Annotated in this window: 16 protein-coding genes; 2 read left to right on the top strand and 14 right to left on the bottom strand. The window is 54.3% G+C overall.

Going from position 1 to position 15,871, the window contains the following annotated elements; all coding sequences use genetic code 11:
• On the top strand, positions 1 to 238 hold a 238-nt coding region (locus MLD24_RS04425; protein WP_248164467.1), incomplete at its 5' end, for a hypothetical protein.
• A 90-nt stretch (positions 239 to 328) separates the two neighbouring features.
• On the opposite strand, the gene MLD24_RS04420 is transcribed toward MLD24_RS04425, so the two are convergent.
• The 13 genes from MLD24_RS04420 to MLD24_RS04360 form a co-directional block, all read right to left on the bottom strand.
• The gene (locus tag MLD24_RS04420; RefSeq protein ID WP_248164464.1) at positions 329 to 634 is read right to left on the bottom strand and encodes an NIPSNAP family protein; all 306 of its coding nucleotides are present in this window, start codon (positions 632 to 634) and stop codon (positions 329 to 331) included.
• 193 nt (positions 635 to 827) lie between these two features.
• Entirely contained in the window at positions 828 to 1,241 is a 414-nt protein-coding gene (locus MLD24_RS04415; RefSeq protein ID WP_248164462.1) for a hypothetical protein, read from the bottom strand.
• A 514-nt stretch (positions 1,242 to 1,755) separates the two neighbouring features.
• Positions 1,756 to 2,217, bottom strand: coding sequence for a hypothetical protein (locus MLD24_RS04410; protein WP_248164460.1), 462 nt, complete (start codon positions 2,215 to 2,217; stop codon positions 1,756 to 1,758).
• A 91-nt stretch (positions 2,218 to 2,308) separates the two neighbouring features.
• Positions 2,309 to 2,770: a hypothetical protein gene (locus MLD24_RS04405; RefSeq protein ID WP_248164457.1), complete on the bottom strand. Its 462-nt coding sequence runs from the start codon at positions 2,768 to 2,770 to the stop codon at positions 2,309 to 2,311.
• Between the two features lie 42 nt (positions 2,771 to 2,812).
• A complete protein-coding gene (locus MLD24_RS04400; protein WP_248164454.1) occupies positions 2,813 to 3,169 on the bottom strand; it encodes a hypothetical protein in 357 nt (118 codons plus the stop codon).
• A 105-nt stretch (positions 3,170 to 3,274) separates the two neighbouring features.
• Complete coding sequence (locus MLD24_RS04395; RefSeq protein WP_248164452.1) at positions 3,275 to 3,823, bottom strand: hypothetical protein; 549 nt, start codon at positions 3,821 to 3,823, stop codon at positions 3,275 to 3,277.
• A 94-nt stretch (positions 3,824 to 3,917) separates the two neighbouring features.
• Positions 3,918 to 5,270, bottom strand: coding sequence for an adenylate/guanylate cyclase domain-containing protein (locus MLD24_RS04390; protein WP_248164450.1), 1,353 nt, complete (start codon positions 5,268 to 5,270; stop codon positions 3,918 to 3,920).
• A gap of 2 nt (positions 5,271 to 5,272) precedes the next feature.
• Positions 5,273 to 5,812 (bottom strand): Pycsar system effector family protein, encoded by a 540-nt coding sequence (locus tag MLD24_RS04385; RefSeq protein WP_248164446.1) that lies wholly within the window; start codon positions 5,810 to 5,812, stop codon positions 5,273 to 5,275.
• Between the two features lie 765 nt (positions 5,813 to 6,577).
• Positions 6,578 to 7,273, bottom strand: coding sequence for a TSCPD domain-containing protein (locus MLD24_RS04380; protein WP_227171464.1), 696 nt, complete (start codon positions 7,271 to 7,273; stop codon positions 6,578 to 6,580).
• A 30-nt stretch (positions 7,274 to 7,303) separates the two neighbouring features.
• Positions 7,304 to 9,442 carry an adenosylcobalamin-dependent ribonucleoside-diphosphate reductase gene (locus tag MLD24_RS04375; RefSeq protein ID WP_248164444.1) on the bottom strand — a complete coding sequence of 713 codons (2,139 nt, stop codon included), beginning with the start codon at positions 9,440 to 9,442 and terminating at the stop codon, positions 7,304 to 7,306.
• Between the two features lie 560 nt (positions 9,443 to 10,002).
• Positions 10,003 to 10,797 (bottom strand): ABC transporter ATP-binding protein, encoded by a 795-nt coding sequence (locus MLD24_RS04370; protein ID WP_227171462.1) that lies wholly within the window; start codon positions 10,795 to 10,797, stop codon positions 10,003 to 10,005.
• A 10-nt stretch (positions 10,798 to 10,807) separates the two neighbouring features.
• Complete coding sequence (locus tag MLD24_RS04365) at positions 10,808 to 11,716, bottom strand: ABC transporter permease (protein ID WP_227171461.1); 909 nt, start codon at positions 11,714 to 11,716, stop codon at positions 10,808 to 10,810.
• 74 nt (positions 11,717 to 11,790) lie between these two features.
• Positions 11,791 to 12,765: an ABC transporter substrate-binding protein gene (locus MLD24_RS04360; RefSeq protein WP_227171460.1), complete on the bottom strand. Its 975-nt coding sequence runs from the start codon at positions 12,763 to 12,765 to the stop codon at positions 11,791 to 11,793.
• A gap of 433 nt (positions 12,766 to 13,198) precedes the next feature.
• Here MLD24_RS04360 and MLD24_RS04355 point away from each other — a divergent pair, with 433 nt between their 5' ends.
• Complete coding sequence (locus tag MLD24_RS04355; RefSeq protein ID WP_248164442.1) at positions 13,199 to 14,866, top strand: AMP-binding protein; 1,668 nt, start codon at positions 13,199 to 13,201, stop codon at positions 14,864 to 14,866.
• 54 nt (positions 14,867 to 14,920) lie between these two features.
• On the opposite strand, the gene hexR is transcribed toward MLD24_RS04355, so the two are convergent.
• A complete protein-coding gene (hexR, locus tag MLD24_RS04350) occupies positions 14,921 to 15,787 on the bottom strand; it encodes a transcriptional regulator HexR (protein ID WP_227171458.1) in 867 nt (288 codons plus the stop codon).
• Positions 15,788 to 15,871: the final 84 nt, after the last annotated feature.

Genomic DNA, 15,871 nt, shown 5'->3' with positions numbered 1-15,871 from the left:
CCGGCGGAGGTGTTCTGGGGAGAATATTCCGGGGCACTACCAACGAGTGGTGCTGCACTTATTGTTTGACTTCAGGATCGGAAGTTCGGCCCAAACAGGGCTTTCCAGAGCTGTTGAAACATTGTTTTCCGGTATCTGGAAAGGCGGCATCAATCAAGGGAGTACCAGGCTCGATACCAAATACCTAATGGAAAACCCCAGCATAGTGGGCTGGGGTTATATCGTGCTCTGGTTCTAATGATTCGCCCGAGTGTGAGCAAGGTCGCGCTGCTAGCCTGAATGATAAGGGCGATCCGGCCATAGTAGCTCACCTAGGCGCTCACCCGGGTTACTCAAACACCGGCCTCATAAAGCTGCGTTCATAGCTGAGGATACAGCGAGTTTCTTCGGCGTATTGGAAGGCGGCAATGCAGTCAGGGTCACTGAACGAGTCCCTCCGGTACTGTTCGTACGCGGCGAGGCTTGGGAAGGTGAACAGAGCCAGGGCAACGTCACTGGCACCTTCCGACGGCAAGAAATATCCGTGATGCTGGCCACCGAACTTGTTGACCAAGGGTATCCAAAGCTTTGAGTAGTGCTCAAATTCTTTCAGCTTGTAGGGATCAATCACATATCGAAGATAGCAGGTTATCATGGGCTTTCCTTGTGTTAGGCGGCAACTTTCAGCGCTCATGTTCGTTGCCGATACATGTGTATGCCAAGCTTGGGCAGGAACCAAAAGGGTGAAAGTCCCCTGTGGGAAGATCGTCGCTCAATGGATTTTGCCCGATTGAACGCTAACCACTGGCGAATGGCAAGGGCCGAGCCGTTGACCGCTGCTGTCACCCTTATTTACAGGGTATCTCGAAATCAACATGATAATGCTCGTCGTGCCTTACCCAAGATCGCCTCTCTGAAAATTGAACATTTTCTTGAAGGTAATCTGAATACTTCGTCTCATACAAGTTTGGCTGCAGCTCGGGATCGAATATCACACGCCATAAATCATAGCCACGGCTCATAGCTTCTTCATGCAGAGCAACCACATGTGCGGCCATAGCTTCGTAATCAATGTGCATGTCCTCATAAGAGCTGTTATCGTTAAATTCGATGTCATAGCCAAACTTATTGAATGGATGGGTGGGTAGGTGAACCGATTTACCATTTTTATCGATCACCGACGTCATGAAGTCTACTGACAGACCATTTCTGTGTCTTGTGGGGCTTAAAGTCACCGCCTTCTTCGAACCCCGTTTCAGCATACTTGTATACCTTCTTAGGCTGCTCGGTTTCGAGTAACTCGTATGCCGAAACGATAATTTCTCTCACTTCTGAGTGAACGTAAGTTCTACCAACCAGTCTCGCGATCGTGCTGTATCCAACATAATTTTCACCTTCGGATGGGAGTTGCACACCGGATTCCAAATGGCCATTGGACGTTGTGCCAAAGCAGGTACTGCCATCTGCCCAAGCGAATATTGGCAACATGGCTGTTATCAAATACAGAAGCTTGATTTTCATAATTTTCTGACAAGGCTGTAGAAAAGCCTTTCCCGTTTATCTAATGGTGCTCTTGCATGAAATCTGGGTGCGCTTTCGATTGGTTGCTACAGATTGCTAAAAGCAAATATCATTTTTAGCTCGTTTATTGACCTATTCAGGCTAGGAAATAACTTCCTGAACTTTCTTTACAGCCTCAAGGCTGAAGCTTCGCCACAATTTTGGAGCCGCGAAGCGGAGGGAAATATTCGTCAACGGCGGCTTGTAATAACCTACTTATCTGCGATAAAAAAATATAATATTAGGGCATCCATGCCTTTTACTTTCAGTTATCGATGGCTCAATTATTTCGGCTCCAGATGATATGTTTAGAAATTGATGCGGGCCACCATCTTGTAGGGCGACCATAAGAACTTTGACGCTGTCAAGATCAATTAGAGACTGAATAAACTTTGATAGTTCAAGATACCTTTGTTCAAATTTTAAAGGAAGATCCATCTCTAGGTTGTAGTAATCAAGTGCGTCTAGGAACGTATCGGCAAAATTGGTGTTTTTAGACTCGCCAATACAGAAAAAAATGTTTAGGTCTTTTTCATTAGCATTTTTTGAGAAAAACTCAAAAGTACTGGAATCTTGTAAGTCGAACCTACAGTACTTCAGTGTACCTCGATCTGAAATCTCTGATTCAATAATTTCATGGTTGTCGGAATTTAATGCGACTAGAATTTTACTTGTCATGTTCCACTAGCCACTGAAGTTAAGTTCCAACGATGAACGCACCGGTGCTCTTTACAGAGCGGAGTAACGGGCATCAGTGTGACGGGTTTGGTTAAATGGAGTTCGCGACATGCACATAACTCCCGACCCCGAGCCGCAAGCAGTCTGAATAGTCTTCTGCTTCGGACCCTGTATGTATGGATTGCACTAGCAGAGTGTGGTCCACGATGCCATAGAAGCTCACTTCAAAACCGTGCCCGTTCCACGCTTCACCCATTTGCCGAACAGCAGTTACCTTGGCTCCCGTAAACCGCTCGAACAGAGCACAATTCATGATCCCACTGACGTCGGAGGTTGCTCCTTCTATGGGTGATACCCCCAGTTCTCGAAACCCCAGAATCTCGCCACCGATTTCTGGCTGAGCAGCGAACCAGCGACCACCAGCTTTCAAATAAAGCACGTTGATCTCATCGGCAACGTAGTTAACCAACACTTTTTCCAGAGACAACCCCACGATCTTGGGAAGATCCGCGGTCTTTTGCAGTGTGAGTTCAGAGTAGTTGTACGAGCTCATCTTCCCCCTTTAACGCATGCTCAGAATGCGTGGTTGTGATTGTTATGTGTTTTTCGGCCACTCGTACTCTACCCATAATTCGTCAAAATCTACTTCATGCAATATTTCAGTAATTTTATGCGGAAAATTAGCAGTTTTTAGAAATGCTGAAAATGCGGGAATTATGTATGACGCTGGCTTTATAGATTTATGCGTAACATATAAGAGGAACACGTAGACGTAGCCTTCGTGAGCCTCAAACTCAAATCCGGCTATTTGTGACCCAACCTTTTGACGCAGGACCAACTCACCAACCTCATTTTCCTCAAGAGCTAATTCGATGGGACATTGAGGAAGAAAGTCTTTCAATAAAGACAATCCTTCTGATGCATATATTTCAACTTCGAAATCTTGGTCCATGATGATCTTCTTACACATAACGCCCGGCTTTGGGGCGGACTTTTAGCCGCACAGCGGCGGAAAGGCCGTCCCAGCCCCAAAGGGGGGGGCGGCAACAGCCGATTGTTAGATTTGCTTAGCATGCTCTGTAACAAAAATGTTCAGCTGCGCACATAATTGCAGCCCCTCAAACCAAGTTAGAAAGCCATCAATCGGCTGATTGTTCATTTCAATTGTCAGAGTTTTATTTCGCCAAGTGAGTGGCAGCCCTTTGGGTGAGCGCAGATCCCATAGGCCGTTATGCGCGATTGCATTTCGGTAATGTCGGATAAATTGAATAGCGGATGACTCTGAGACATCGAGATCGTTAAATTTAGCGTATGCACGAATAGCGTGATTTGAATCGATGATCATTTGCTTGAAGGAATTATCAACGACGCCTCTTGCAGCGCTGTTGCTCAGGGCGCCATTGAATCCGATAGTGTAATTTGTACCACGACGCTCATTCACATTGCCTTCAGAAACAACGATATCTCCATCTTCATAAACTTTTATGTCATACCTGCTCAGCTCAGATTTTGCTGGTTCTTTGGTTAAAAGCGCATACGCTCCAAGACTAAACCAAAAACCATCACGGGCTGCTTTGAGTTGGGTGATCGTCTCCGCCGGGGTCAAAGTAAGTCCTCCATGAAAATCTAACGCCTCGCAACACCGGACAATTTGTAGCGCAGCGGAAAATTGTTCCGCATGCTTGCGATTGTTATATCAATCACTTAATCATTACTCCAATCCAGTCACGAAAGAGCAATATCCCATCAGAGTCATATACTTGACATTTCATCGTATGGAGACCTCGGTATAGTGTCGACTCCGGTATTTCGACCGTGGATACGGGGTGAAAAGACCGATCATATTTGCTTACTTTCTCCTTTCGGAGATATCTAACAACACCCTCTTGCTCAACATCCCTCTCATCCTCAGGGGTTATCGGGCCGTGGTTAGTTTTTCTAAATACTACTTTAAGTGGAAACTTCAGTCTGTTGTTTGTTCTTGAACGAACCACGAAAGATAAAGAAATATCTGGCCCTAAGAACCTAGAAGCAGATATATATTCCTGCTTACTTCCATTCTCTGTCGAATAACATTTGTACTCTATCTCGGTATGATCCTTTACGGAGCCACTACAAATTTTCTCCCTAAAGCTTCTAGGAAGAGCAGAGAACTCTAAACTCTTATCGTAAGACAACTGCCTCATTTTGTAATTCAGCGGATTACCGTCGGCATCCGTAATGTTTGGACTTACTACTGGCAAACTCTCTTTCCCATCTCCACGATCACGAGTTTTTATCGTAGAATATTTCTCTGGCCAGTAGACAAAATCCAACAAGCCCTGACCAAGCATTGTTTGATTCTTTCCTGCCAACCCTTGGAGCTTGGACGCCATATCGACCGCAAGTCCAGTCGCCGAAACCTCACCTACATTCCTATATCCAAAACTTCCCCATAAAACTTCTTCATCATTTCCAAAATCACAACCTACCCTAAACCCGAAATCCTTCGCTTCCAAGCCTCGCCTTTCCATCCAAGGTTTAATGCTGCCTTCCAAGATTGCCCGTAAAGTTACTGAACAGTTAATTGCATCTGCTACAGCATCTTCTTTTTGTGTAGATCTGCCGCCAAAAAATGCCATAACGGCGTCGCCCATCAATCTATGTATATGTCCATCAAATGACCTAATGGTTTCAACGCATGTTTGAATTACAGCATTTTTAAATTCGTAGACAAACTCCAACGGATACAGAAGCGACAGCCTTGTTGAGCCTTTAATATCAACAAATATCGTACAGGTATAATGTTTCTGGGTAGTCTTTGTGCCCTCAAGTGATATAAAATCTGGATGAGTTCCAATGGCAGAATTATTTACACCGGGTTTGTCAAAAATCGGTCTAATTTTCGATTGAATCAGAAATTCCTCCTGCGGCCCAGAAGGTAAACCAGAGAACTCTTCACTTATTTGCTTAGAGTCTAATGCCTCCATAGACTCTGATTTAGCAACAGCTGTGGTGGAACGTTTTCTAACTGCCTCGAACATTTGGTCAAACGTATTCTCAAAGCTATCCATGTTTAGCCCGCTCCATTCAATATCAATAAAAACAAAGAAACAGCGAGCATTGGCACAACGCCATAAATAGAGATATTCACTGCGATTCTCAATACTCTAAATTTCTCACTTACAATTTCTGCCACCATAAATGTCTGCTTAGATAAATCCTCTATAATCTCATCAGGGGTTGCCTCTTTAATTTTATTAACATATCCGTCAGCGCCGTTATCAGTCGCGCAGACATCACCAAAGAAGATCATAGATTTATAGTTTTTATCTGTTTTGGTGTTTGGGAAAACCACCCGGAGCAGGTTTACTGCCGTTAATATTGATAAAAGTATTGTGAATAAAGAAGACGCAGAGGCGAGGTAATACAAATAATCACAACCAGACCCTGAGGGCTCTGTGAGAATTATTCGTATCGATAAACCAAGTATGATCGCAGCAATGAACGACATCAGCAGGCCGACCTTAAAGTTGGTGGTCCCGATATAATGGTCATACCTTTTTATGACGTCGAATAAAAACGCGCACTTGTCCCCAAAATCATCTTCTTTCAAACCATTCTCCCTAATCTATGGTGAGCGAGGATATAACGCCTGCGAAAACGGCGGTTTTTGCGCAGCGAAGCGGAGCAAAAGCCGTCCGGTGGAGGGCCGTCAGGCCCGGAACGTATTTGACGCACTTGTTAAAAAGGGTCTGACTTATCCGGAGCGTCTACTAACAAGCGCTTGTCCCCGCAGACCCTGCATGTGCCATGAATTCTGAGCTGATAGTTCACGAAGTAGCTCAAAATTTTTAGAAAGATTGGCATACCTTTGACCAACAAAATCAGAGCAACCAATAGCCCCGTTCCCTCTCGCGCACCGAAGTAAGTTCTACTGCCAATCTCTCCGGATTCTATCGATGCCCACAAACCTGCTGAAACTGCCCAGCCAATCAAAAGGTAGATGCCGCCAAAAAAACCACCCAGGAAAAGAATACCCAGGAGGTCGACGAAGCTAGCCCTAAACAATATACTGGGCTCGAGAAACTTACCGCAGCACTTCAGATCAACTTTCCTTTTAACAGCGTATTAGACCGAACGCTTCATTATTGCAAAAACGTGGCTTCTGCATCATTACGCTTCGATATTACGTAAAAATATAGAATCAAAAATTAAAAAGGCCAAAAACTTCAATGCGTTGCGATTCATGATCTTCTGCTGGTCGTAATATCACTGCGTAGTAACGACGCGGGCAAGCTGATGACATTCATTTCCAAACAAAAAAGCCCGGGAGCTTTTCGCTTCCGGGCTTTTTATTCAGCGTGTCAGGTTTACCACCTTAGCCGCACTTGCTGTCGCCGCAGGACAGGCAGGTGGCGCAGCCGTCCATAACGATGACAGCCTTGGTGCTGCATTTGTTGCAGACCGTGGCGTTGGCGGGGTAGTCGCTGGCCGCGGCGTCGTTCTGGGCGGACTGGCCGTCGGATTCGAACTCGGCACGCTTCTCGGCGAGGATGCGCTTTGTGGTTTCGCTCATCTCTTCGCTTTCCAGCAGGCCAATGGCCTTGAGATGCTTCTCGATCACGGCGCCAATCTCGGCCACCAGCGATGGCATGAACACGCCACCCTTCTTGAAGTAGCCGCCGTTGGGGTCGTATACCGAGCGCAGCTCTTCCACCAGGAAGGTGACATCGCCACCCTTACGGAAGACCGCGGAGATTACGCGGGTGAGGGCGATAACCCACTGGAAGTGCTCCATCGCCTTGGAGTTGATGAACACCTCGTAGGGCTGGCGACTCTCGTGGTCGGTGCCTTCGTTCAGCAGGATGTCATTGATGGTGATGTACATCGCGTGCTCGGCCACCGGCGGCTTGATCTTGTAGGTGGTACCCAGCAGGAAGTCCGGGCGTTCGATGTACTCGTTCATCTCGACCGGCTTGACTGCGGTCTCCGGGGCGGTGGTTTCCGCTTCTTGCTGGTTGTCGGCCTTGGTCACCCGGTAACCGACGATGTTCTTGGTGATCTTGACTGTCATGCTCATTATTCCTGTGTCGGTCGTTCCGGATCAGTATTTGCCGTAGGTGCCTTCTTTGAGGGCGTCAAAGAGGTTGGCGGCGGTGTGGGTTTCACCGTCGTATTCTACCTCTTCGTTACCCTTCAGGGTCACCTTGCTGCCATCATCCAGGGTGAATTCGTACAGGGTGTTCTCCAGGTCTTTCTCCTTGACCAGCACGCCCTGGAACGCCTCGGGGTTGAAGCGGAAGGTGGTGCATCCCTTCAGGCCCTTGTCGTAGGCGTACATGTAGATGTCCTTGAATTCCTGGTAGGCGAAGTCTGTCGGAACGTTCGCGGTCTTGGAAATAGAGGAATCCACCCACTTCTGGGCTGCTGCCTGAATGTCGACGTGCTGGTCCGGGGTGACGTCGTCGGAGGTGGTGAAATACTCCGGCAGCTTCTTGTCGGCGTCGTCGGAGAACGGCATGGCGCCCGGGTTCACCAGATGGCGGTAGGCCAGCAGCTCGAAGGAGAACACGTCGACCTTCTCTTTGGTCTTGCGTCCCTCGCGGATGATGTTGCGCGAGTAGTGGTGCGAGAAGCTCGGCTCAATGCCGTTACTGGCGTTGTTGGCCAGTGACAGGCTGATGGTGCCGGTCGGCGCGATGGAGGTGTGGTGGGTAAAGCGGCCACCTTTCTCCGCCAGCTGCTCAACCAGCTTCGGCTCCACTTCGGCAATGCGCTGCATGTAGCGGCTGTACTTGGCGTGCAGTACCCGGCCCTTGATCTTGTCGCCGAGCTGGTAGCCATCGGCTTTCAGTTCGGGGCGGTGCACCAGCATCTTGGCGGTCACTTCAAACTCGTCGTCCATGATCGGCGCGACGCCTTTCTCTTCCGCCAGGGACAGCGACTGGCGCCAGCCTTCCACGGCCATTTCCCGGACCACTTCCTCGGTAAACTTGACGGAATCGTCAGAACCGTAGGGCATGCGCAGCATGGCCAGGGTGGAACCCAGGCCCAGGATGCCCATGCCATGGCGGCGCTTGTAGGTGATTTCATGGCGCTGTTCAGCCAGCGGCAGGCCGTTGATTTCAACCACGTTGTCCAGCATGCGGGTGAAGATACCCACCACCTTGCGGTAGCGCTCGTAGTTGAAGCTGGCCTTGTCGGTGAACGGGTAGTCGACAAACTTGGTCAGGTTCACCGAACCCAGCAGGCAGCTGCCATACGGGGGCAGAGGCTGTTCGCCGCACGGGTTGGTGGCACGGATCTCCTCGCAGAACCAGTTGTTGTTCATCTGGTTGACCTTGTCGATCAGGATGAACCCTGGCTCGGCGTAGTCGTAGGTGGAGGTCATGATGGTGTCCCAGATCAGCTGGGCCTTGAGGGTGCGGTAGATGCGGCAGGCGACCTTGCCCTCGTCATTGACCACGTAGCTCTCGGTCACCGGGAAGTCCCGATACAGGAAGCGGGAGCTGTCGTTCAGGTCCAGACCTTCCTCGTCCACTTCTTTCTGGGTGACGGGGAAGGAGAGGTGCCAGTCGTCGCCGTTCTTGACCGCTTCGATGAAATCTTCGGTGATCAGCAGCGACAGGTTGAACTGACGCAGGCGGCCATCTTCACGCTTGGCCTGGATGAAGTCGATGATGTCCGGGTGGTGAACGTCAAAGGTAGCCATCTGGGCGCCACGGCGGCCACCGGCAGAAGACACGGTGAAGCACATGCGGTCGAAGATATCCATGAACGACAGCGGGCCGGAGGTGGTGGCGCCGGCGCCGGCGACGTAGGCGCCTTTCGGGCGCAGGGTGGAGAACTCGTAGCCGATACCGCAGCCCGCCTTGAGGGTGAGGCCGGCTTCGTGGTTTTTCTCCAGGATGTCGTTCATCGAGTCGTCGATGGTGCCTGACACCGTGCAGTTGATGGTGGAGGTGGCCGGCTTGTGAGCCTCGGCACCGGCATTGGAGGTGATGCGGCCGGCCGGAATGGCGCCGTTCTGCAGGGCCCAGACAAAGTCCTTCATGTGCTTGGCACGCGCGGACTTGTTCTCAACCTCGGCCAAGGCAGTGGCCACCCGCTGGTAGGTCGCTTCGATGTCCTTGTCCACCGGCTCGCCGGTCTTGGTCTTGAGCTGGTACTTGCTGCTCCAGATATCCAGTGAGGCGTCCTGCATGGGAATCGTCGTGATCACTGCCTGTGCCTTAGCGTTCATTGCCACCCTCTGTGTGCTGAGTCATGCCGGTCCGGACAATCGACATGAAGTGAGCCTGGCCTGGGGCCGGGCGACCACACCGCTGTCCGGTTCCTGAAATACGTGTATGCGCTGAATTGCCAGCAACCACTATATGTGGTGCGTACACCACTACATCTGGTGGTTGCTTCAGGGTCGACGGCCCGCGCCAGCGCGTCGGCCGGGTAACCAGGCCTGGTTTGCGAACCGGCTGGTTACAGATTGACTGTATTGTTCAATAAAAGCCCAATATGTGGGGCGATTTCAGGGAAGTATAACAGGATATAGTGGTCTGTGAATAAGACGGGAACTATGAGCCGGGGCGGGTGATCGCGACAAAATCAATGGAAATCCCCTTGCAAGGCGAAAAAATCAGGCTTGATAGGGACTTGAGGGCGTCAAGCCGAAAACACTAGATATAGTGCCGGAATGTGCGTACCGACACGGCCATTTTCGGGTGCTCCTGGCGGAGCTGGCTGCTGATGGGGGGGGGGCGAATTGCCCGGCGCGGGTTGCGCCGGGCATCGGGCAGGGTGGGGCGATCAGTCCAGCAGCAGGCTGTCGTCGTCGATCTGCAGGCCGCGCTGTTGCTCGAACAGTCCGAGCAGATCTTTGACTTCCAGGCCGTCGCGTTCGGGACCGGCGATGTCGAACACCACCTGGCCCTGGTGCAGCATCACTGTACGGCTGCCCACTTCCAGCGCCTGCTTCATGCTGTGGGTGACCATCAGGGCGGTGAGTTTCTGCTCCTCGATGATCTGTTGGGTCAGCTCCAGCACGAAATTGGCGGTCTTGGGATCAAGAGCGGCGGTATGCTCGTCCAGCAGCAGGATGCTGGACGGTGTCAGGCTCGCCATCAGCAGGCTTACGGCCTGACGTTGTCCGCCGGACAGCAGGCCCATCTTGTCGCCGAGACGATTTTCCAGACCCAGCTTGAGTGTGGACAGGCTGCTGCGGAACTGGTCCATATAGCGCGCCTTCACCGCTGCGGTCAGGCCCCGGCGCTGGCCGCGCTTGATGGCCAGGGCCAGGTTTTCCTCAATGCTCAGGGATTCGCAGGTGCCCGCCAGCGGGTCCTGGAATACCCGGGCGACATTGCGCGCCCGTTTGTGGGTGGGCAGGCGGGTTACGTCCTGGTTGTCCACCACAATCTGGCCGCTGTCCACCATCACTTCGCCGGCGAGGGAGTTGAGGAAGGTGGACTTGCCGGCGCCGTTACTGCCGATCACCGTCACGAACTCGCCCTGGTTGACGGTCAGGCTCATGCCGCGCAGGGCCGGGTTCTCCAGCGGGGTGCCTTTGCCGAAGGTCAGTTTCAGGTTGCTTGCACTAATCATCGGTTCCCCCTCAGGCCTTGTTGCGGGTCAGTCGTGAGCGGATGGAGGTGCGCACGCCCGGCAGTACGATGGCCAGAGTGACCAGCACGGCGGTGATCAGGTTCAGGTCCTGCGCCTGCAGGCCCATGAAATTGGCGTTGAGCGCCAGCGCGATGGCCAGGCGGTACATGATGGCGCCAACCACGCAGGCCAGCAGCGCCTTGATCACCGTTGATGGGGTGATCACGGCTTCACCACCAATCAACGACGCCAGGCCGATGACGATGACGCCCACGCCCATGGTGACGTCCGCTGCGCCCTGGCTCTGGGCAAACAGCGCCCCTGCCAGGCCAACCAGGCCGTTGGAGAGAGCCACGCCGAGTACGATCATGGCGCCGGTGGCAATGCCCTGGGCCCGCGCCATGCGGGCATTGGCGCCGGTGGCGCGCATGGCCAGGCCGGTCTCGGATTTCATGAAGCGCCACAGCAGAATCATGCCGATCACCACCACGATGGCGAACAGCAGCACTGGCACCGTGTGGTAGGGCAGGTAGTCGAAGGTGTCATACCACCATTCCAGCACGGTCTCCTCGCCCAGCAGGGCAACGTTTGGGCGTCCCATGATGCGCAGGTTGACGGAGTACAGCGCGATCATGGTGAGGATCGACGCCAGCAGGTTCAGGATGTTCAGTTTGACGTTCAGCAGTGCGGTCACGGCACCCGCTGCCATACCGGCCAGCACGGCGGCGCCGGTGGCCAGCCAGGGGTTGACGCCCTGGAGGATCAGGATGGCGGCAACGGCCGCACCCAGCGGGAAGCTGCCATCGACCGTCAGGTCGGGAAAGTCGAGAACACGGAAAGACAGATAGATGCCGAACGCCACCAGGCCGTAGATAAGGCCGGTTTCCAGGGCGCCGTAGAATGCGATTTCACTGAGCATGGGTAGGTATTCGCTGTGACTGGATCGGGGAACGGCGCCTTATGGGCGCCGTTCCGGGGCTTACGGGGATGATGTTAGTCGTCGCTGCTGACCACTTCCTGAGCGGAGCTGATGACCTCCTCGCTCAGGGTGATGCCCATCCGCTCGGCGGCGGCCGGGTTGACGAACAGGTTCAGGGTATCAACGGACTCGACCGCCATGTCACCCGGCTTCTGGCCTTCCAGAATGCGGGCAACCATGGAGCCGGCCTGACGGCCGTGGTCGTAGTAGTCAAAGCCCAGGGCGGCAACGGCGCCACGGCTGACGGTGGCTGTGTCGGCGGCGAACACCGGGATCTTGGCGCGCTCACCCACAGACACCACGGCTTCAGCCGCACTGACGACGGTGTTGTCGGTGGTCAGGTAGATGGCGTCGGCCTTGCCAACCAGGGAACGGGACGCACCCAGTACTTCCGAGGTCTTGGTGGCGGCGGCTTTCACCAGCTCCAGACCACGCGCCGCCAGGCGCTCTTCCAGCAGCTCTACAAGGGCAACGGCGTTGGCCTCACCCGGGTTGTAGACGGTGCCGATGCGCTTGGCGTCCGGCATGATGCGCTGGAGCATGTCGAGATGACGGTCGATGGGAAGCATGTCGGTAACGCCGGTAATGTTGGCGCCCGGTGCTTCCAGGTTGGATACCAGCTTGGCGCCAACCGGATCGGTCACGGCGGCAAACACCACCGGCAGACCGCGGGCGGCGGCGGCCATGGTCTGGGCCGACGGAGTGGCGATGGCGACAATCACGTCCGGGCTCTCGCCAATAAACTTGCGGGCGATCTGGGCGGCGATGGCAGAGTTGCCCTGGGCGCTTTCGTGGCTGACGGTGAGGTTTTCACCCTCGCGGTAGCCGCGGTCTGCCAGTTCATCTTTAACGCCTTCGTATACCGCATCCAGGGCAGGGTGTTCGACGATCTGTGTGATTGCCACGGATTTCGGGTCGTTTGCCTGTGCCAGGCTGGTTGTTGCCATCAGCATGGCGCCCAGCAGGGTGCGCAGAGTCCTCTTGGCCATGTGCCGTGTCTCCCAGGTTTGTTGTCGGTGGTCGTGGCTGCGGGCTCCCGCGGGATGCGGTCCTCCGGGCAGGCCCTCCCAAAAAAGGCGGCAGTTTAGCACAGCATTCAGGCTCGCGCTTTGGCAAGTTACGGATATTTGTTGCCGCCGTGCTCACGACCTGAGGGTGATGGCGGCTGCAGGCGCGTTTCATTCGCCAACGGGCGTATCAGGAAAGAAATAGTTTTGGTTGCATCACATTTTGTGGTGACAGGGTGTGGTGAAATGTAAGACCAAAGTCGTAACAGTCAATGCAGTGTCATCCAAGGCTGTCCAACAACGAGAACGACAACCCCGGCAAGGGGCTATTCATAACAACGATACCACACACCTCAACCTCAAAAACCAACCAAGGGAGCACCTCAAGACTCCCGATACACAACAAGGAAGGTCCATGGACAATAATCACAAACTCCCCCTGGAAATGGTCTACCACTGGGAGGCCGCCAAAGCCGAAGCTGTTTATCTGACTCAGCCCATGGGTGGTGGCCAGGTCATTGATTACACCTGGCGCCGCGCTGTGGGCGAGGCCCGGCGTATGGCGTCCTACCTCAAGTCACTGAACCTGCCGGAAGGCAGCCGAATCGGTATTGTGTCGAAGAACTGCGCGCACTGGATCATGTCGGACTGGGCGATCTGGATGGCGGGCCATGTCTCGGTGCCGCTGTACCCGACCCTGAACGCCGATACCGTGCGCTACATCCTTGATCACAGCGGCTGTGAAGTGCTGTTTGTCGGCAAGCTGGACGACTGGGACAGCATGAAGTCCGGCGTACCGGAATCCGTGCGTTGTCTGTCCTACCCGCTGAGCCCGCCCAACGATTTCAAGAGCTGGGACGACATCATCGCCACATTCCCGCCGCTGGAGGGCAAGGTCCATCGCGATGCCAAGGAGCTGGCTTCGATCGTCTACACCTCGGGCAGTACCGGCAAGCCCAAGGGGGTGATGCTGAGCTTTGAGAACATGGCCTATGCTGCGGCCGGCGGGGTCGATGCCCTCGATGTCAGTGGCAGTGAACGCATGCTGTCCTACCTGCCGCTGTCCCACGTGTTTGAGCGTTTTGTGGTGGAGCTGGGCTCCATGCACAAGGGCTTCCATCTCTACTTCGCCGAGTCTCTGGATACCTTTGTTGAAGATCTCCGGCGCGCCCAGCCAACGCTGTTCCTGGCGGTGCCGCGGATCTGGACCAAGTTCCAGCATGGCGTGTTCGAGAAGATGCCGAAAGAGAAGCTGGAGCGTTTGATGCGGGTTCCGCTGCTGCGCCGGGTCGTCAAGAAGAAGATCCTTGCCAACCTGGGGTTGCAGCACGTCAAGTTTGCCGGCAGTGGTTCGGCGCCGCTGTCGCACGATATTCTGGAATGGTATCGCGGCCTTGGGCTGGAACTGCTGGAAGGCTACGGCATGTCTGAGAACTTTGCCTACTCCCACATGACCAAACCCGGCCGAGCCCGTACCGGCTATGTCGGCGAGGGGCTGCCCGGCGTTGAGGTCAAGATCAGTGAGCAGGGTGAGGTGCTGGTGAAGAGCCCGGCGACCATGATGGGTTACTACAGGGATGAGGAGAAAACCCGCGAAACCATGACGGAGGATGGCTTCCTCAAGACCGGCGACAAGGGCGAGATCGATGAACTGGGACGGCTGCGTCTGACCGGGCGGATCAAGGAGATCTTCAAGACCAGCAAGGGCAAGTACGTTGCACCGGCTCCGATTGAGAATCGCCTGATGAGCCATCCGGACATCGAGATGGTGTGCGTGTCCGGCGAGAACTACCCTCAGCCACACTGCCTGGTGATGCTGTCGGAAGAGGCCCAGCGTCGCCGCCTGGACGAGGGCTATCGCCGTGAGCTTGAGCAGAGTTTCTCAGACCTGCTGAAAGAGGTGAACCAGACCGTCGATCCGCACGAGCAGTTGCAGTTCATCGCGGTGGTGCAGGATGAGTGGAGCATGGAGAACGACTTCCTGACCCCCACCATGAAGCTCAAGCGTAATGTGGTGGAGGGCGCTTACCGTCCGGATCTGGAGCAGTGGTACTCCAGCCGCCAGCCGGTGATCTGGCAGTAACTCTTCCCGGGCCGGCGCTGCATGGCCGGCCCGGTCCACACCTTTCTCCCCTGGTCAGGAGCTGGCCGGGGGCAGGCGGGTGGCCTTGAGGCTGTCCTTGATCTTCTTGAGGTGATTGCGAAAACCCTCGCCCCGCTTCAGCGTCACGCCCGTGGCCAGGATATCAATCACCGCCAGGTGAATGATGCGGGATGACATCGGCATATAGACCTCGGTGTCCTCCGCTGCGGTTACCCCCAGCACGACGGTGCATACCTCTGCCAACGGCGAGCCCGGTGTGGTGATGCCGATCACGGTGGCGTCATTGGCCAGGGCGTCCTGGGCAATTTCGATCATTTCCTTGGTACGGCCGGTGTAGGAAATGATCACGATGACATCCCCGGTACTGCTGCCGGCTGCCACCATCCGTTGCATCAGTGCATCGTCGTAGTGCATCACCGGGATGTTGAAGCGGAAGAACTTGTGCTGGGCATCCAGCGCTACCGGAGCCGAGCCACCCATGCCGAAGAAGTTGATCTGCTTGGCCTGAATCAGATAGTCGATGGCGGTGGCCAGATCCTTGGGGTTCAGGGCCTGGCGGGCCTTGTCCAGGTTGGCCATGGTGGTCAGCATGACCTTGTCGGCAAACTCCTCCACTGAGTCGTCAGGCTTGATGTTCTGACCTACGTAAGGCGTGCCGGTGGCGATGCTCTGTGCCAGCCGGATCTTGAAGTCCGGAAAGCCGGAGGCGGAGAAGCCGCGGCAGAAGCGGTTGACCGTCGGCTCGCTGACGTCTGCAGTGCGGGCCAGGGCGGCAATGCTGTAGCGGGTGGCTGCGGAGGGGTCGCGGAGGATGGCTTCGGCAACCTTGCGTTCGGATTTGTTCAGGTTCTCCAGACGGTTCTGGATTTCCTCCAGCAGGTTGTCGTGCTTGGCTGACATGGGCGTGTTCTCCATTGATCCTCGGGCCGTCCGGCGGCCAGTGGGTCTGGCGAATGGTGGCCCGGCATTATAGCGGTATTCCCG

Source organism: Marinobacter xestospongiae (genome assembly GCF_023156385.1).
Classification (GTDB): Bacteria; Pseudomonadota; Gammaproteobacteria; order Pseudomonadales; family Oleiphilaceae; genus Marinobacter; species Marinobacter xestospongiae.
Note: the sequence above shows the minus strand (reverse complement) of the source record. Positions and strands in the feature narration are given on the sequence as shown.